Annotated in this window: 13 protein-coding genes; 7 read left to right on the top strand and 6 right to left on the bottom strand. The window is 69.3% G+C overall.

The window, feature by feature from the left end; genetic code table 11:
- Window positions 1–25 precede the first annotated feature (25 nt).
- A complete protein-coding gene (gene def / locus CLT68_RS22195; RefSeq protein WP_088948232.1) occupies window positions 26–535 on the top strand; it encodes a peptide deformylase in 510 nt (169 codons plus the stop codon).
- A gap of 31 nt (window positions 536–566) precedes the next feature.
- Here def and CLT68_RS22190 read toward each other — a convergent pair whose 3' ends face one another.
- Window positions 567–1,286 (bottom strand): SDR family NAD(P)-dependent oxidoreductase, encoded by a 720-nt coding sequence (locus CLT68_RS22190; protein WP_158240915.1) that lies wholly within the window; start codon window positions 1,284–1,286, stop codon window positions 567–569.
- Between the two features lie 92 nt (window positions 1,287–1,378).
- On the opposite strand from CLT68_RS22190, the gene CLT68_RS22185 reads away from it, so the two are divergent.
- A complete protein-coding gene (locus tag CLT68_RS22185; RefSeq protein ID WP_099853658.1) occupies window positions 1,379–1,993 on the top strand; it encodes a TetR/AcrR family transcriptional regulator in 615 nt (204 codons plus the stop codon).
- Between the two features lie 22 nt (window positions 1,994–2,015).
- Here CLT68_RS22185 and CLT68_RS22180 read toward each other — a convergent pair whose 3' ends face one another.
- Together CLT68_RS22180 and CLT68_RS22175 are read right to left on the bottom strand one after the other, a co-directional pair.
- Window positions 2,016–2,786, bottom strand: a complete 771-nt coding sequence (locus tag CLT68_RS22180; protein WP_099857476.1) for a GNAT family N-acetyltransferase — start codon at window positions 2,784–2,786, stop codon at window positions 2,016–2,018.
- Window positions 2,786–3,559 (bottom strand): sulfite exporter TauE/SafE family protein, encoded by a 774-nt coding sequence (locus CLT68_RS22175; protein ID WP_486482279.1) that lies wholly within the window; start codon window positions 3,557–3,559, stop codon window positions 2,786–2,788. Before CLT68_RS22175 ends, CLT68_RS22180 begins: the two co-directional genes overlap by 1 nt.
- A gap of 183 nt (window positions 3,560–3,742) precedes the next feature.
- On the opposite strand from CLT68_RS22175, the gene CLT68_RS22170 reads away from it, so the two are divergent.
- The 3 genes from CLT68_RS22170 (at window position 3,743) to CLT68_RS22160 (ending at window position 7,531) form a co-directional block, all read left to right on the top strand.
- The gene (locus CLT68_RS22170; RefSeq protein ID WP_099853656.1) at window positions 3,743–4,522 is read left to right on the top strand and encodes an endonuclease/exonuclease/phosphatase family protein; all 780 of its coding nucleotides are present in this window, start codon (window positions 3,743–3,745) and stop codon (window positions 4,520–4,522) included.
- 149 nt (window positions 4,523–4,671) lie between these two features.
- Window positions 4,672–6,780 (top strand): M14 family zinc carboxypeptidase, encoded by a 2,109-nt coding sequence (locus CLT68_RS22165; protein ID WP_099857472.1) that lies wholly within the window; start codon window positions 4,672–4,674, stop codon window positions 6,778–6,780.
- A 94-nt stretch (window positions 6,781–6,874) separates the two neighbouring features.
- Window positions 6,875–7,531: a fasciclin domain-containing protein gene (locus CLT68_RS22160; protein WP_158240914.1), complete on the top strand. Its 657-nt coding sequence runs from the start codon at window positions 6,875–6,877 to the stop codon at window positions 7,529–7,531.
- 6 nt (window positions 7,532–7,537) lie between these two features.
- Here CLT68_RS22160 and CLT68_RS22155 read toward each other — a convergent pair whose 3' ends face one another.
- The gene (locus tag CLT68_RS22155) at window positions 7,538–8,539 is read right to left on the bottom strand and encodes a tyrosine-type recombinase/integrase (RefSeq protein ID WP_099853652.1); all 1,002 of its coding nucleotides are present in this window, start codon (window positions 8,537–8,539) and stop codon (window positions 7,538–7,540) included.
- 372 nt (window positions 8,540–8,911) lie between these two features.
- On the opposite strand from CLT68_RS22155, the gene CLT68_RS33415 reads away from it, so the two are divergent.
- Window positions 8,912–9,667 carry a hypothetical protein gene (locus tag CLT68_RS33415; RefSeq protein ID WP_486482278.1) on the top strand — a complete coding sequence of 252 codons (756 nt, stop codon included), beginning with the start codon at window positions 8,912–8,914 and terminating at the stop codon, window positions 9,665–9,667.
- 487 nt (window positions 9,668–10,154) lie between these two features.
- Here CLT68_RS33415 and CLT68_RS22145 read toward each other — a convergent pair whose 3' ends face one another.
- The gene (locus tag CLT68_RS22145) at window positions 10,155–12,344 is read right to left on the bottom strand and encodes a P-loop NTPase fold protein (protein WP_158240913.1); all 2,190 of its coding nucleotides are present in this window, start codon (window positions 12,342–12,344) and stop codon (window positions 10,155–10,157) included.
- A 513-nt stretch (window positions 12,345–12,857) separates the two neighbouring features.
- On the opposite strand from CLT68_RS22145, the gene CLT68_RS22140 reads away from it, so the two are divergent.
- Window positions 12,858–16,613 (top strand): hypothetical protein, encoded by a 3,756-nt coding sequence (locus tag CLT68_RS22140; RefSeq protein ID WP_099853648.1) that lies wholly within the window; start codon window positions 12,858–12,860, stop codon window positions 16,611–16,613.
- Between the two features lie 152 nt (window positions 16,614–16,765).
- Here the strand turns inward: CLT68_RS22140 and CLT68_RS22135 are convergent, their stop codons facing one another.
- Window positions 16,766–17,605, bottom strand: a complete 840-nt coding sequence (locus CLT68_RS22135; RefSeq protein ID WP_199177117.1) for an AbiV family abortive infection protein — start codon at window positions 17,603–17,605, stop codon at window positions 16,766–16,768.
- Window positions 17,606–17,609: the final 4 nt, after the last annotated feature.

Here is a 17,609-nt window from a genome sequence, read left to right as displayed (position 1 = left end):
CGCCACCGGCGATACGCTGACCGACATGACCATGCGGCCCATCCGGATCATCGGCGACCCCGTCCTGCGCACCGAATGTGAACCGGTCACCACCTTCGACGCCGAGCTGCGGGCCCTGGTCACCGACCTGATGGACACCCTGCTCGGCGCCCCCGGCCGCGCCGGGGTCGCCGCACCCCAGATCGGCGTCAGCGCCCAGGTGTTCGTCTACGACGCCGACGGGCACCGCGGCCACCTGATCAACCCCACCCTCGAACTGTCCGACGAGCTCCAGGACGACGAGGAGGGCTGCCTGTCCATCCCCGGGCTGTACTTCCCGACCGCCCGGGCCCTGCACGCCACCGCCCGCGGCGTCGACCAGCACGGCGAACCGTTGACCATCGCCGGCAGCGGGTTCCTCGCCCGCGCCCTGCAACACGAGACCGACCACCTGCGCGGCACGCTCTACGTCGACACCCTGCGCGGTGACATCCGCCGCCGGGCCCTGCGCGAGATCCGCGCCGGCCGCTTCGACTCACCCAGCCGCCGCCGCTGACCCTCGTCCGGTCGTTCCGGAAAGCCGGCGCTCACCGTTTCGCGACCATCCGCCCGAGGGTGTGTGGCGCGATCCGGAGCATCGTGGGCAACAGTTTCGTCTGGCCCGGCAGAGCCATCGGCCGGCGTTGCCGCAGTGCTCTGAGGGTGACCTCCGCGACCTCGGCAGGTGGCAGTTTCGGTCCGGTGGCGTCGGCGTTCATGGGCGTGTCCGTGGTCGGTGGGAGCACTTCGAGCACGTGGGTGCCGTGAGGTGCGAGTTGACGGCGAAGTCCGTCGGCGAAGCCGTGCAATCCGGCCTTGACAGCGCCGTAGGTCGGTGCGCGGGTGGGAGAGACCAGCGCGAAGCCCGACGTCACGAACACGATCGCGTCCAGGGCCGGCCAGCGCCGCACCACCTCTCCTGTCAGGTGAATGGGCGCCGTGAGATTCAGGGCGATCTCCTGGTCGAGCGCCACTGTGGCGTCGTCGTTTCCGGCGAAGTCCCGTTCGACGAACGTGCCGGCGTTGTTGACCAACACGTCGAGCCGGCCGAACCGATCCGTCACCGCGTCGAGCAGGGCGGCTCTCGCCAGAGGGACGGTCACGTCGGCCTGAACGGCCAGCGCCTGCGGATGTGCCCGGCTGAAGCGGTCGAGGGCTGTCCGCGATCGGCCGCACACCACCACGTCGGCTCCGTCGTTGAGGAAGGACTCCGCGAGGCTCAGGCCGATGCCCGATGTTCCTCCGGTGATGAGAACGGCCTTTTTCACTGGTCTACCTCCACGGAGTTCGGTATCAGTCAGTACCGAATGCCACCGTAGCACTTCCGCACCGGTCGGTACCGAAGGCGTAGGCTGAGGTCGTGGAGAGCAACCGGACGACACCGCTCGGCAGACCACGAGGCTTCGACGTCGACGAAGCCCTCGAACGGGCGGTGCTCGTCTTCTGGGCACAGGGCTACGAGGGCGCCAGCCTCGACGACCTGACCAGCGCGATGGGCATCACCCGCACCAGCATGTACCGGGCCTTCGGTAACAAGGAGGACCTGTTCCGCAAGGCGCTGGAACGCTACACCGAGGGCCCGGCGTCCTACGTCGCCCACGCGCTGGGAAAGTCGTCCGCCCGGGAGGTGGCCACAACGTTCCTCGACGGCGCCGTCCGCTCCACCACACGACCGGACTGCCCCGCCGGATGCCTCGGGGTACAGGGCTCCCTGGCAGCCGGCGAGCCCGGCCGCCCGGCCCGCGACACACTCGCCGCCTGGCGTGAGGAGGGCACCACCCACCTGCGGAACCGGTTCCAGCGGGCCATCGACGAGCGCGACCTGCCGGCCGGCGCCGATCCCGGTCTGCTCGCCCGATACCTGATGACCGTGGCCAACGGCATCGCCGTACAGGCCGCAGGCGGCACCACCCGGGACGAGCTGCAACTGGTGGCCGACATGGCCCTGCGCACCTGGCCTCCGGTCGACTCCTGACCCCGACCAGGAACGCGAGGCGTCACCGGGCCGTCAGCGTCCACTCCTCGTAGTCGGCGACCCGGGTGAACCCCACCCGCTCGTAGAGCCGCACCGCCGCCCTGTTGTCCGCCTTCACGTTCAGCGTGACGTGCTCCACGGTCTCGCGCAGCCGCACACACAGCGCCGCCACCACCGCCGCGCCCAGCCCCCGTCCACGCCACAGCGGATGGGTCGTGACGTTGCCCAACGCCGCCACCCGGTAGGCCGGGGACCACACATGCACCCCGGCCACCGCCACCAGCTCACCACCCTCGCGTACGCCCAGGTACTGCCCGGTGTCCAACATCCGAGGATCGAACCAGTTCCCCGGGTACGCCCGCTCGTACAGGTGGCGCAGCCCCGGCAGGTCCGCCGGCCCGAGCACCACACCCTCCGGACGCACCGCCGACAACCGGGCCGGATCGGTCAACGCCATCCGGTGGTGCGCGCCACCGGAATCCAACCGGAACGACCCGGTCAGCACGTCGGACAGCCCGGGGGAGAGGTGCGCGTACAACCGGGGGGGCAACGCCGGCGCAAGGTCGGCCAGCAACGCCGCCAGCGCCGCGGCGTCCGCCGGCGCCGCGAACGCCAGCAGCGTCGGCGGGTCCACCCCGCGATAGAGCAACGCGACCTGCTCATCGGAGCGAAACCACGAGGTGTACGGCCAGAAGAAGTCGTCCAGGTCACCCAACTGGTAGGCGTGCAGCACCGGATCACGCCCCAGCAACCGCGCCAGGACCGCACGATCATGCTCGGGGCGTACCGCCATCAGCGGGCCACCCACTGGTCGTGCCCGAGCTTCGCGACCAACGCCACCACCACGACCAGCAGCACCACCCGTACGAACCCCGACCCGCGGCGCAACGCCATCCGCGCCCCCAGCACCGCGCCGGCGATGTTGCACACCGCCATCCCCGCGCCCAGCAGCCACCACACGTGCCCGGTCACCCCGAACACCACCAACGCACCCAGGTTCGTGCCCGCGTTGACGACCTTCGCCATCGCCGAGCCGTGCACGAAGTCCGCGCCGATCACAGCGGTGAACGCCAACACCAGGAACGTGCCGGTCCCCGGACCGATCAGACCGTCGTACAGGGCGATGCCCACCCCGGCCACCGCGATCACCACCGCCACCCGCACCGGAGTCCGCCTCGCCGGCACGGCCACCACCCCCATCCGGGGACGCAGCAGCACGAACACCGCCACCGACACCAGCACCACCAGCACGACCGGCCGGTACGCCGACGCCGGCACCGCCCCGGCCAGCGCCGCGCCCACCCCCGCGCTGAGCACCGCCACCCCCGCCGCCGGAGCCGCCACCCGCCAGTCGACAGTGGTCCGGCGGGCGTACGTCGCCGCCGCCGTGGCCGTACCGAAGATCGCGGCCAGCTTGTTCGTGCCCAACGCGGTGGCCACCGGCAACCCCGGGGCAGCCACCAACAACGCCGGCAGCAGCAACAACCCACCACCACCGACCACGGCATCCACCCACCCGGCCATCGCGGCGGCGGCCAGCAGGGTACTCAGCGTCACGGCGTCCACGGGCGGCAATTCTGCCTACCCGACGCGCCCGACCAGCACCCGAGTGGCCAGCCTCACCCGGTCACCGACCCCTCGTACGCCGCAACCACACCCCCAACGCGCCGACCGCCACGAACACCAGCACGGAACACAGCAGCACCTTCAGCACCCGGCAACCATGCCACGGGCACGTAAGGTGCAGGAGTGCGCCTGGCCACCTTCAACCTGCTGCACGGACGATCCCTCACCGACGGGCTCGTCGACTCCGACCGCCTCGCCGACGCCGTACGCGCCCTCGACGCCGACGTGCTCGCCCTGCAGGAGGTCGACCGCGACCAACACCGCAGCGGAAAACTCGACCTCACCGCCATCGCCGCCCGCGCCCTCGACGCACCCCACCACCGTTTCGCCGCCGCCGTCGTCGGCACCCCCGGGGAACACTTCCGCCCGCTGCGCCACGACGACGACGGGCACGGCGAACCCTGCTACGGCATCGGCCTCATCAGCCGACACCCCGTACGCAGCTGGCACATCACCCGACTCAAACCGGCACCCGTCCGCTCACCGGTCTACGTGCCCGGCCCCCGCGGCGGCCTGATCCTGCTGCACGACGAACCCCGCGTCGTGCTCGCCGCCATCCTCGACACCCCGTACGGCCCGCTCACCGCGGCCGCGACACACCTGTCCTTCGTGCCCGGCTGGAACGCCCGCCAACTGCGACAGACCGTCCGCGCCCTGCGCGCCCTGCCCGCCCCCCGCGTCCTGCTGGGCGACCTCAACCTGCCCGCCGGCGCGGCCCGCCTCGTCTCCGGCTGGCATCCACTGGGCCGCCGCCCCACCTACCCGTCCGGGCAGCCCCGCGTCCAGCTCGACCACATCCTCGCCGACCGGCACGCCCTCGACCAGCTCCCGCCGGTACGGGCGGTCACCGCACCGGCGTCCACCATCTCCGACCACCGCCCCCTGCTGGTCGACCTCGGCTGAGCGTCATCGCCTGACCGGCCGCAGCGTGGCTCAGCCGCGCCCGGGGGAGCACCGCCCCGAGACGCAAGATTCCCTCAAGATCATTGCATCGACCCACTTCGACGATCATGCTGGTCGACACGCGCCACGATCAACTCGTCGGAGGCCACATGAGACGTCAGCGATCCACCTTCATCGCCGTATCCACCCTCATCGCTCTCACCCTCACCACCGCACCCACCCCCGCCAACGCCCAGAGCGCCGCGGAACCCCATCAGGTCACCGCCCTCACCGTCCGCCAGGCCGACGGGTACGCCACCCTCGCCTGGCAACCCGTCGACGGCGCCACCGACTACCAGATCGAACGCACCGCCGTCGACGCCAACGGCACCCCCACCGGCGCACCGACCATCGTCGGTATCTGGCGACCCAACCGCCAGATCAACCAACAGGCACCCACCTTCGCCGACGCCGGCTTCAACCCCGGCGACACCTTCCAGTGGCGCGTACGCGCCCGCACCGACACCACCGAACAGCCCTACTCCGACCCGGTCGTCGCCACCACCACCGCACCCTGGGGCAACCCCACGACCCCCGGCGAGCAACTGCGCACCGGCTGGGAGACCACCCACGCCGCGCAGTACACCAGCGACACCGACGAGTACGCCTACACCGCCGCCATCGACGCCCTCAGCGACCGCGTCCGCGTCGTCGAACTCGGCCGCACCGTGCAGAACCGACCCATCAACATGATGGTCATCGGCCACCCCACCCCGGCGACCACCCCGGAGGCAGTCGCCGCCACCGCACCGGTGGCCATCAACTGCAACGTGCACGGCAACGAACCGGGCGACCGCGAGGCCTGCCTCATCATGGCCCGGCAACTCGCCTTCAGCACCGACCCCCGGATCACGGACCTGCTCAGCCGAACCACCGTCCTGATCGTCCCCACCATCAACGGCGACGGCCGGGCCAACAACACCCGCGGCAACTCCACCGGCCAGGACCTCAACCGCGACTACTCGCTCATCCGCCAGCCGGAAACCGCCGCGTACATCAAGATGGTCCGCGACTACCGACCCGTCGCCGGCTACGACGGCCACGAGTTCGGCAACTCCCGCGCCGGGGACCTGCCCATGCTGCCCCCGCGGCACCAGAACGTCGCCCAACCCATCTTCGACCAGTCCCAGGACATGATCGAAGGTCACATGTACGCCAAGGGCGCCGAAGCCGGCTGGTGGGCCTGCCCCTACGGCTGCGAAGGCGGCGGCAACGTCGGCCTCAGCGAGGAAACCATCCTGCGCAACACCCTCGGCCTCAAGAACGTCGCCAACTCCCTGCTCGAACTGCGCAGCTCCGGCGGTCAGACCCGACCCGACGAGGGCAACACCGCCAACAACCGGCGCCGCAAGACCTACTCCGCGCTGTGGACCTTCCAGCAGTTCCTCGACTACCACCGCGCCGACCGCGCCGACATCCTCAACTCCCGCGCCCAGTCCATCGAGATCCAGGCAGCCAACACCGGCCGCCTCGTCTTCCGCGGCTCCCGACCCATCCCGGCCCACCCCGCCCCGCACCCCGGCGACAGCCCGCCGCCGCTGGACGCACCCCGCGCCGACCTCATCCTCGACAACGCCCCCTGCGCCTACAAACTCACCGACGAGCAGTACAACGGCGCCCGCACCGACGGACCCGGCGGCGTCGGCACCACCGTCGCGCAACGCATCGCCGCACACGGCTGGAAGGTCATCAAGACCGAGGACGGCTACTACGTCCCCCTCAACCAACCCGAACGCGGCCTCATCCCGCTGCTGCTCGACACCAAGGGCGTGGAGAAGCTGACCGACGGCGAACGCGTCTACCCGACCCTCACCGGCCGACGCAACGGACCACTGACCGTCTCCGGCTTCACCTGCGCCGCCGACGCCACCATCAACGGCCCGGTCACCGTCCGGGCCGGCGCGGCACTCGTCGCGACCGGAACGACCATCAGCGGCCCGGTCACCGCCACCGGTGCCGCCGGCATCCTCCTCGCCGACAGCACCATCAACGGCCCGGTCCAGATCACGAAGACCACCAACGCGGTCTCCGTCATCGACGTCACCATCGCCGGCCCGGTCAGCCTGACCGGCAACACCACCGGCACCGACGCACCCCTGCTGGCCGGAAACACCATCCGCGGCCCGCTCAACTGCACGGCAAACAGCCCCGCCCCGACCAACCTGGGCGTCGCCAACACCGTGCACGGCCCCCGCACCACCCAGTGCGCGGCACTCTGACGGCCACCTGACCGAACCGAACTGCCGGCGGCGCGGGTCTCGAACCCGCGCCGCCGGCACACCCCCACACCAACCCGAAACCGTGGAGGCCGCCGTGTCGCAACCCGCCACCCCACCGCGACGCCCCCGACTGCGTACCCTCGGGCTCCTGGCGCCGACACTGCTGCTCGCCGCCTGCACCAGCAGCCCCGCGACTCCCCGCACCGACGCCGCACCACCGGCCAACGCATCCCAGGTCACCGGACCCCTCTGCGCCGCCCTGCCCACCGGCACCGACCCCGGAAACCCGACCTTCCTCGCCGGTCAGCCCGTCGACCAGGCGCTCCGGTGGATCCCCACCCTCACCACCTTCGAAGCGGCAGTACGCACCAGCGGAGTCCTCACCGACCTGCCCACCGGCGCCGGCGTCACCATCCTCGCCCCCTCCGACGACGCCTTCGCCGCCAAGTTCTCCGAGGACAACTGGGACGACCTGATGACCCGCCACACCGACCAGCTGCGCACCCTGCTGAAGGCACACCTGATCCAGGGAACCCACCCCATCGGCGAACTGGCGGACACCGGCACCGCCACCACCCTCGACGGCACCACCGTCGCCATCACCCGCAACGGCACCACCGTCCGTCTGGCCGACCGCGCCGACGCCGTCTGCGCCGACTACCAGGCCACCGACACCCGCATCCACATCATCAACGCGGTCCTCGGCCCACTGCCCACCACCGCCAACGACAGCGACCACCGGGCACACTGACCGCGCTCACTCCTGGTTCACCGGCACCAGACCCGCCAGCGCCCGGTTGGTCCGGTTCGCGCGCACCGCGTCGCGCTGCTGCCCAGCCGTCACCTCGATGTACGTCTGCGACGAGGCCAACGACGCGTGCCCCAACAAACGCATGATCTCCGCGGCGCTCGCCCCGTCCTCGGCCAACCGGGTCGCGAACGTGTGCCGCAACGCGTGCAACCGCGCACCCCGCGGCACCCGGTCACCGATACCCGCCCGCCGAAAACACGACTCGACGAGATACTGCAGCCCACCCCGGCGCAACGGCTCACCACGCCGATCCACCAGCAACGCCGAGTCGGGGCGCACCGACCGCGAACCGAAGCGCCGCGCCCGACTGTCCAGGTAGTCCACCAGCACCCGGTCCAGATCCGCCTCGATCGGCACCACCCGGGGCCGCCCACCCTTCCCGAGCACCTCGATCCGCCGCTCACCCGGTCGACCACCCAGCGAGCCGACCCGTAGCGCCAGCAACTCCGACAGGCGAAGCCCGGCGCAGAGCGCCACCGCCAGCACCGCGACGTCCCGCTCCGGCCACGGGTCGCGCTGCCGACCCTCGTCGCGCGCCGCGGACGCGAGCAGCACCTCGGGAGTGTCCGCCCCCCGCAGCGGCTTCGGCTGGGGGAGTAGCGCCCGAGGTCGCCCGACCGCCGGCATCGGGTTGCCGGCCACGATCCCGTCGGCCACCAGGAACGTGAAGAAACTGTTCCAGGTGGACCAGGCCCGGTGCACCGACGCGGGCGCGCGGGGCCCGGCGAACCGGGCGAAGGCCGCACGCATCACCCTGGGGGAGAGATCGGTGATCGACAGCGCGCCCAGGGGGAGGGGAGTGGCGGCGTCCTCGGCGACCAGGGCCGCCACCGCGTGCAGATCCCGACGGTACGCGGCCAGGGTGTGGGGGGAGGGCTTGCGGGTCGCTCGGGCGGTCAGGAACTCCTCGATCAGCGCCATGAGCGATTCGTCCTGTTTGTCATGCATAAGGGATATTATGCAGCATTTTCGCGTTGCGGGGAAGCGTGGGGAGAGGGGGAGCGGACCCGGTCCGCACGGGAGGCGCCGCTGTCTCCTCAGGTGCCTGTAGAGCTGCCCCACGTGTGGTGATCCCCGGCGCGTGGACCAGGTGTGATGGTTCTTCGAAGCCGACCACGTCCCGGCAAACACCATCCCGCTGTGGGTGGGTGATCAGCGGCGAGGATCGGCCCGTCCCTGCGCCGCTGCGGGCGGTTCAGGCGGCCGGTGGTCGGCGCACCCCACGGATGGGGCAGCTCTACAGGCACCGAGCGACACATCGGCTCGCCCTCAGCGTCGCAGGCCAGTGGCGCTGCTGGAGAAGCACGTATCGTGCGCGGCATGACGTCGCCCGTCGCCGCCTGCCCCGTCTGTGGTCGACCCGGCACGCCCGTCGTCTACCGGGACCCGGCCCACCCCATCGATGTGGTCTGCCCCGAGGGGCACCAGTGGCGGCCGGACGGCGAACCCGGGTGGGCTCCCTCAGCGTCGCCCACCGTCGTGGCTGGACGCCCCGACGCTGACGGCGCCTCGACACAACCCCTGGACGTCCACAAGGACGGACGGAACTGGCGGATCGGCACGGCCAGTGACGTCGCCTGGCTCGCCGGCCACACCACACAGGGCCTCGCGATCACCACCGCGATCCCGGAGGTGTTCGACGCGTACGCCACCTTCCACCCGCCTGAGGGCGTCGGTGTGGACGCCCACGAACAGGCCGTGGTCCGCGAGCTGGCGGCACGTACCGCGGAGCAGCCCTGGTGGCTGGGCTACCTCGACACCGGTGCGCACGACGTCGTCTTTCCTCGTGCCCCGAGGGTGTGGCTCTACTGGGGTTGGCCCTACGTCCTGGTCGAAGCGGGACCCGAGCAGGCCCTCACCTGGCGGACCGGTCACATGCGCGGTGACGGTCCGCTGCCCGACCTGTTCTTCCCGGCGGATCACTCCTGGCTCGTCTCCGCCCTGTGGGACGACACCTGGACCGACGTCGGCGGCAGCGCCGCTGTCATCGCCGGTCTGCAACGCAACCCGCTGGTCAGTGCCCGCAGCGTGCGGCCCGACGAGGACGCGTGTCCGCCGGGACTGACGCGCGACTGAGAGTGCCCCTCGCTGGTCGAGGGGACCGTCAGATAACGCAACTTTACATAATGTGCATTATCGAATCCCGCTCGTTCACCGTCTACGCGCCCGTACGGCGCAGCCAGTCCTGCTGTCGTTTCTCACTTGACCTAGGCCATTCTCGATAACTTGGGCCATCTCTCGAGTCTTCTCATGAAATTGGGCCACCGAGGCTGCGTCCGGCCTGCCCCGCACCTTCCCTAGCGGTGTCACGATTCGGCTGCACGCGCGGCGCCAGGTGTGCTCCGCGCTGCGGCATACGCGCGGGATGCGGTCACCCGTGCCGATGCCTCGGGGTTGTCGATGTTCTCCCACCCGCGTAGCCGTTGAGTTCCTTGCGCGGTGCGTCAGGCACCGAGCTCGCACCTGGTGAGCCGTCCATGCGCGACGACGAATGAGGTGTAGCCAATTTTGCGGTGGTCAATGATTCGACGGTTAGGCCGCCTGACCAGGTCAATCTCGTGCGCTATGTCGCACGCTGTTCTTCCGCGGGATCGCCACGACCAGCGCGTAGGCGCTCCATCGTCCGCAGCGCAAGGCGTCTGCGGTTCTCGAACGAGACATCGGACTCGTCCGCATCCTCCGTACCGGTCTCGGGCAGCGCCGCGAGCACCCGCTCAAGGCCAAGGAGCTCGTCGACGTTGCCAGCCTCCAGATCGCCCAGGGTCTGCCAGGTTCGTCTGCCGTCGCTGGTCTGCCCGACCGGTACGAGCGTTGCGAGCAGGTCTTCCAGTGTCCACTCCGGGGACTCGATCAGTTCCCACAGGAGTGTGTGGGCGCTCTCGCGGCCGCGCAAATCCCAGAAGGCGTAGGCATACCGGGCGATGTCCGACGCCTCATGTGGCTTTCGCGTCGACGCTGCTCGCAGGTGCGCCTCGAGTGCGGCCGACACGACACGGGTCGCGTCCGCCAACCATCCATGCCTCGCGGTGGAAGCGTTACGCTTAGCCTTCCTGAGTAAATCCGCAGCGAGGGCAAGCTCTGAGGGCCCGCGGGCGGCCAGCGTGCCTATATTTGCGGCACCCTCTCGATCGAGGATGCGCAGCGCGGTCCTCACGACCTGCCTATCAGCGGATAGTGCAAAGAATCCCGACCGCTGCTGCGCAGAGGCAAGATAGTTCCGACCCAGCAAGGCGAGGGCCGAATCGGCGGGCAGGGGCTCCTGCTCGTCGGCCCGCGAGAGTTTCTGCACGGCCTTGGCAGCGTCCTTGTCGAGCCATGCCTGGAACTGCTCTAGCGCAGGGCCAGCCTCGTCGTTGCGCAGCTCAGCAGCGGCGGCCGCAACCAGTTTGTCCGGTAGGTCACCGGCTGGCACGCCAGCCTGTATGTAGCGATCGAAGAACTCCTCGCTGTCCACGCCGCGCCGCCGCCGCACGTCCTCGCGGAACTCGGAGGAGTAGGAAGAGTTCTCTTGGGCGCCGCGGAGGTACAAAAACAGCACGGCGAGGAGCGCGGCGATGCCGTCGGGGTGCCGCGGTCTGCCCTGCTCGCTGATCAACTGCTTCCAGCGGTTCCACCGCTCGGCGTTCGTCTCTGTCCCTCGGCTGGCCGAGAGCGTGGAGCCAAGTAGCTCGACCCTGGAGTCAACGACCAAGTCGTAGACGTCGCGCTCGAAGGTGCGTAGAAACGTCATCAACAGGAAGTCGACGAAGTCGACTTCCCCGTCGACCTCCAGCCAGAACGCGTCGACCTGAGTGAACAAGCGTTTGACGGCACGGGGCTGGTCGAGGTACAGCACAAGGCAGTCCGACCATGCCGCCCCGAGGCGCTCCTGGTCGGCCGGCCTAAGTTGGATGCCGTGGGCTGCGCAGATGCCGTCGATGCCCTGGTCGACCAGACCGATCCTCTGGTCCTCGAGCAGCGGCGGGATGTCGAGCCGCACCTGCACCATCTTCTCCAGGTACTGCCGCGCACGCCCCGGGTCCGCGCCGATCAGCTGGGTGTGCTGAAGTACCTCCGATAGCGTCTCCTCGTCGTAGGCGAGCAGGTAGTAGAGATTCGGCAGCCGACCGATCAGCCTGACCAGCTTGAACGTCAGCAGCAGTTCATCGGGTTGCAGCCGATCCAGATCATCGAGAATCACCAGCAACGGCCGGTCTAGTGCGGCCAGCGCCTCCGCGGTGCTCTTCCGGAGCCGCTCGGGGCTTCGATCACCCTTGATGAGCGCCGCAGTCGCCGTGACGACGCCAGTGGCGTCGACGCCGGCTAACGAGCTTATGGCACCCGCCGGGGCAAGTCGGTCGACCCACTCCCCCAGCGTCTGGCGCCGGTCCGGACCCATGACCTCGTCGGGCACCGCGTCGCGAATCTCGGCGAAGAACCCCGCGACCGCGCTGTCATACGACGAGTACATCCACGGATTGTGCCGGGCGAGATACCACCCGCCCGTCCGCAGCCGCTCCTCGATGCCAAGCAAGAGGCTCGACTTGCCGCTCCCCCACGGCCCGACAAGTGCAACGACTGCGCTATCTGACTGCTCCGATACGGCCACGACGGAACGCGTCAGCTGATCGGCCAGCCGTCCGCGGTCGAGCCGGTCCTGCCCGGCGTCCACCGGATCGTCGGCGTACAGGTTCCCGTGAGCTGTCGATCGCCGCCGCCCCGCGCCGATCGCCGTCCGCTCGTCGCTCGTCTTGGCCCGGCGGAACCACGCCATTTTGGCGCTCCCTCGTGGTATCGGCGAGTGCTCGGCCGCCGATCCTAACCGCCGGCTTCGGGCAACATGCTCATGGCATGCCATTCCTAATCACGGCGAGGAATGATGCCGTGCACGCTTCTGCCGCAAACGCTCGTCACCGGTGGTGACGTCAGCGCCGATCGCTGGTATCTGAACGTGCCGATGAGCGTATGTCCCGAGCCAGATGGCGGAGCTGAGGAGGACGCGGTGGTGTGATCGTGCAGGACAAGGTCTGGTCGCGTCGAGGATCGTCGAACGGCGACCGGAGCTTGGCGACGAACCGTGGTCGCGTCGCCCGGGCGGGCACGCGAGGCATCCCGCCCTGACGGCTCATCGTGCTCACGGGTCCACGGGGCCAGCGCTGGCAGGGTGCGGCGGTTCCCTCCGCGCGGTGGCCGGGAAACTGGGACGACGGCCGCGCTTACGCATTGTTACGCTCACGTGCCCGTGAAGAGGCGGTCGCACGTGAATGCGCGCGGAAGGATCGTACGAGTGGGCAAGCAGAAACGGGGCAAGACGGCCCCGGTGACCGTGAGCCGGCGTCTCTCCTCTCGCGATCGTGGCTCGCTGCTGCAGGTGCTGACCGCGGCGGCGTCCAGTCCTGGCCTGCGGCACCGATGGACCTCGGTTGCCTACCTACTCAACTCCGCGCTGCGCAATGCTCGGCCTGGCCCCCGCGCAGTTGGCCCGGCCGAGCTAACGGGGCTGCTGGACGGTGCGGTAGACGAGGAGCCGCGCATCCCGATGCGGGAGGACTTCCTGCCGAAGGACCCCCGTGATGTCGTCCTCACCCGGCTTGGCTCGGCTACGGTGCGCCTGTTCCCAGGGATGGTGGAGCGGCCGGTCGCCGACGTGGCACGGTGGGAGATGGTGGCGCAGGCTGCCGACCCAGTGCTGGTGCCGGCGCTCGGGTTCGGGATCAAGCACTACGTCGAGCTTGCGCTGCGGCGCGCCGACCACGCGATCTCCGTGATGGCGCCGTCATGGCCCGAAGGCGGCCCATCCGGCAGCGACTTGTCCAGCGGCTTACCACCCGCACTGACGGATCAGGAGTTCGCTGCCGCCGGAACCCTGCTTACGGCGCCGTTGCCATCCGGCCTGCAGGATTCCGCATCTTTGCGAGCGGCAACGGCCTGGGTCACCGCGCCGTATCCCATCGCGTTGCCTTTCGACCTGACGCATCCGGCCAGCACGTTCGACCGCTACCTCGCGGTGGACCTGCCCACCGCCGGCACATCGGCCTGCAAGTTCTGGTTGCCACTCGCCTACATTCCGGAGATCACGGGCTTCGGTGTCGGCCAGCTGGCGATCCGGGCCGCCGAGGATCCGACCGTTGTGACGCGGTTCGCGCAGCTGGCGGCGGACCGTGTGCGCCGGGCGCTGCGGCGGTTCGTGGGCGAGGACGGCGTGGTCGGAGCCCCCGACCTCACGGATGGGCCCCGGGTCTCGTCCGGCGACGTCGTGCAGTGGCTCGCCTACTGCGGGCCTAGGCGGGTTATCGCGGTTCAGGTCGTCGCCGTTCTCGATCCGTCCTCGTCCGACGCGCAGCTGTCACAGACAGCGGCGGTGCGGGCCGCGGCCAGCGCTGCCCGGCATCCTGATCGGCCGATCGTCATCAAGATGCCCGAGGGCCAGGTCAGCGTTCCCGCGGGTACGGAGATCGTCCCGCTGCTTGTGCTCGCTGGAGCGGGGCACGTCGTGGCACCGCAGCAGCCTGGGCTGCCCGCCATGTCTCTAGACGATCTTGAATGGGCCGCGTCGACGGCGGAACACGACATCGATCTGCTGCTGTTCCTGCGCGAGCTGGCGGCCCAGAACCGGCCGCGCATGTTCGCCTGGGAGGCGATCAACATCTGGGAGTGGTGGCGCCAGGACCGCAAGACGCTGCGCCGGGGTGCCGTCACCCCAACCGCAATGATGTTCGAGCCGCACGCCGGCGATGCCGAGTGGGACCGCAGTAGCGAGCGCGCCAATCTCGAACGTGCACTGGCCGCAGTGGGGCTGCCACCGCTGCACGACTGGGACGCGGTCGAGGACCCGAACGCCGGGCCGCCCACTGTGTACCACCTCTACCCACCCCTGGCCACGGGCGATCCGCAGCGCACGGGTAAGACCGCTGCGGAGACAGTCCCCACAGGCTGGATCGTGCACACCGGCGAGGTCCCGGTCGCGATTCGCTGTCTGCGGCCCGAGGGCATGACGCCAGCAGGTGAGCTGGTGTACAAACTCGCGGGTGCGATTGCGTTCGGCCTCGACCAGATCGGCGACACGTGGGTAGGCGCGCACGCGGGCACAGGTGTCCGCGCGTACCGGATCGACATGAGCCTGAGGCCCGAGGGCGACGCCGACGCCGGCGATGCGCTGGTACTGGCAGCAGGCCCAACGCCGCACGGAGACGGTTTGGTGACCTGTCACTTGACCGTGGATGCGGAGCCCTTCGCGCAGCACCTCGATCACGATGCCGAGGCAGGCCGTGAGGCGCTGGCAAAGATGATGCAGCAGGCCGTCGAGGCGGCCGGGGCCGGTAGCGACGCGGCCCGGCAGATCCGTGACGCCTGGTCGGCGGCGAGCCCGACGCTAGTCATTGAGATCGACGGCTCTGCGGCCGCCATCGGCGAGCTCCCGCAGCCGTGGCCACTTAGCACGGCACTGCGCTCGGCCGCGGACTATGAGGTCGCACGGGCGATCAAGGCGACCGGCACCCGGCCGGGAACCTACCGCGGCAGCCAGGCCAACGACCTCGACCGGACCGTGCTCGCCCCGACAGCCCTGGGCCAGCTCACCACGTTGCTGCGTCGGCACCCGACCGAGCAGCTCCTGCTGGTCGGGATGCGCCAGCTCGCCCGTGTCGTGTCCGCCAAACTCCGCACGACCCCGGAATTGCGCCGAGCCCAGCAGATGACCCTGAACTGGGACCCAGAGACCAAGTTCCAGACCGAGGAGGCGCGGCTGCTGACCCTTCGTATGTGCTGCGAGACGGCCGTGGAGGCCACGCTGCGCGAGCAGCCGAGGGGAACCGATCCGGTAGACAAACTGGCCTGGATGGAAATCATCGCGGCTGCTGTCACCTATCTGGAAGCGACCCTCCGCAGCGAGGCGGTGTATCACCAGGTCAGCCCGACCGCGCTGACAATCTCGGACACCTATGAGGTCAGCGCGACACTCGACGACCCTCCTCCGGTCGATCCCGCCGGCCAGGCCGGCGTCAAGGTCTACCACTTCGACGTCGACGCGTTCCGGGCCGCTCGCGCGAGCGAACTTCTCAACGGGACCCTCGACGCCGCCACAGACAAGGAAGAAGAGGGCGAGGCGAACACCCCCGGGGTCGACCCGGACCTGGACGCGGCCATGCTGTCCGGGTATGGGGCCACGCTAACCGACCTGCTGACGACCCTGATCCAGCTGGCGCGATGGCCGCAGGACCCCGGTGGCGCACCCGTCGCGCGCGCGGACCGTGACAACGTGCTGCAGTATCTGAGCGAATCGGCGCCGTGGGCCGGCGACGATAATGCGGTCTCGCGCTGCGGGACCGCGCTGGGTCTGGTCACCAGTACCACGACCGCGTTCCAGGCGATTGACTGGAAGCCCTGGCAGGTGCGCAGCCGCCACCGCCGGGTCCTGATCCAGCCCGTCGTCCAAACCCCGGACGGCACGCTGCTCGTCGCGCCGCACCTGTGTCATGCCTCTGCCCAAATCTATTTGAACCACCTGATGCAGGGGCAGCTGCCGTGGAGCCAGCCGACTCCACCCGACAAGGTCAATGCCGCGCTCGGCGCGTACCGGAACCGGCGCAACACGCGGCTGGAAAGCGAGGTCGCCGCGATGCTGCGCCAAGCCGGCTACACCGTCCTCGAACGGGTCAAGAAACCCAAGCCGCTGGGTGTCCCCTCACTGTCTGGCGAGATCGACGTCCTCACAGGCTGCGCCAACTCCCGCACTGTCTGGCTGCTGGAGATCAAGGACCCTGCCGAGCTGTACGCAGTTCCCGAGATCCGCCGCCACCTCGACTACTTCTACCTCGACCGCAGCAAGCCCTGCTACGCCACGCAGCTAGGCCGCAAGTACGAGGACCTGAAGGCCCACGCGCAGCAAGTGGCCGATGCGCTGAAGCTGCCCGCCCCCGCGCCGGGCGAAGCCTACGAGATCGCCCCGATGTTCGTCACCCGTCACCCGGTCCCGGCCGCGTACGTCGGCGGCCCGTATCCGTTCACCACGGTCAGGAATCTCCTCGACGGGCTGGGACGGTAGCCATCTCGGCAGGCCCTCGCTTCGCACACGGACGTCACGGGGACGAGGCGGCCTGAGCGTCGGTGGACGAGGATTTGCCAGGCAGTGAGACGACTCCGGTCAGAGCACCAACCATGCCTGTCAGGCCCCGATGATGGCGAGGCTTTCCGTGCTCAATTGCTCTCCCGTCGGTCCGGGTCGTCGAACAACAACGGCATTAGCTCCCGCGCTTGGGCTTCGTAGCCTGGCTTGCCGAGGTTAGCGAAAGGGTTGCTCCCGGGCTCTGGCAAGTGAAGTCGGTAGCCTTCGTTGTTCAGCTTCCGGCCTTCACGGCCTTGCCACATGGAGTCGTAGAACTCCTCATCAAAGGCCAGGCCGGGTATGCCGGAGTACAACCTCCGCCTCTCCTCGATCTCGTCCTCCGTCATGGGCGGAGCGCCTCGTGCTCCTTCGGCCTGCTGCTTGGCCTCGATGTGCTCGCCCAGCCGGAGCTGCCAGCCGATCTGATGCACGTGACTGATAACATCGACCAGAGACTCTAGATCGGAGACCCCGGTAGGTTCGAGTACGCCCCCCGCTCTGTCGAGGTCTACATAGAAGCCGCGCTGCTTCAGCTTGTCATGCCGCCGAGTCCACCGTTTGATGGTTCCCAGGTAGGCAAGGTTGCTCTCTGGGTCTGCGGGCTCAGCGCCGAACCAGTACCGCTCCTCGGCAAGAAAGCTGTGGACCAGGTCCAGCTTCTCTTGGTGGCTCGCCCACAGGTTCTCCAGTCGGGTGTTCACGAACGGCTCGCCCTCCGGCGCGTAGGCCATCTCTACGCGCCGTTCGTGGATGGCGATAGCCTTCCCAGATTCCTCCATGGCGAGGATGGCCAGCGACCGCGCGAGCCCGACGTTGCCAAGATCGAGCAAGACGAGTGCCGAGGTCAGGAGCCGATCGGCGTTGGCCAAGAAAGCGTCCTGTAGTTCGACCACCCTGGTCGGTGAGAGATTCGGTAGCTTCCGTACAGGCATGAGC

The organism is Micromonospora sp. CNZ299, from assembly GCF_002754415.1.
Note: the sequence above shows the minus strand (reverse complement) of the source record. Positions and strands in the feature narration are given on the sequence as shown.

Coding starts and splice junctions, on each gene's coding strand:
- def (WP_088948232.1), top strand. CDS start 26: ATGACCATGCGGCCCATCCGGATCATCGGCGACCCCGTCCTGCGCACC.
- CLT68_RS22180 (WP_099857476.1), bottom strand. CDS start 2,786: ATGGCGGTACGCCCCGAGCATGATCGTGCGGTCCTGGCGCGGTTGCTG.
- CLT68_RS22165 (WP_099857472.1), top strand. CDS start 4,672: ATGAGACGTCAGCGATCCACCTTCATCGCCGTATCCACCCTCATCGCT.
- CLT68_RS22155 (WP_099853652.1), bottom strand. CDS start 8,539: ATGCATGACAAACAGGACGAATCGCTCATGGCGCTGATCGAGGAGTTC.
- CLT68_RS33415 (WP_486482278.1), top strand. CDS start 8,912: ATGACGTCGCCCGTCGCCGCCTGCCCCGTCTGTGGTCGACCCGGCACG.
- CLT68_RS22145 (WP_158240913.1), bottom strand. CDS start 12,344: ATGGCGTGGTTCCGCCGGGCCAAGACGAGCGACGAGCGGACGGCGATC.
- CLT68_RS22135 (WP_199177117.1), bottom strand. CDS start 17,605: ATGCCTGTACGGAAGCTACCGAATCTCTCACCGACCAGGGTGGTCGAA.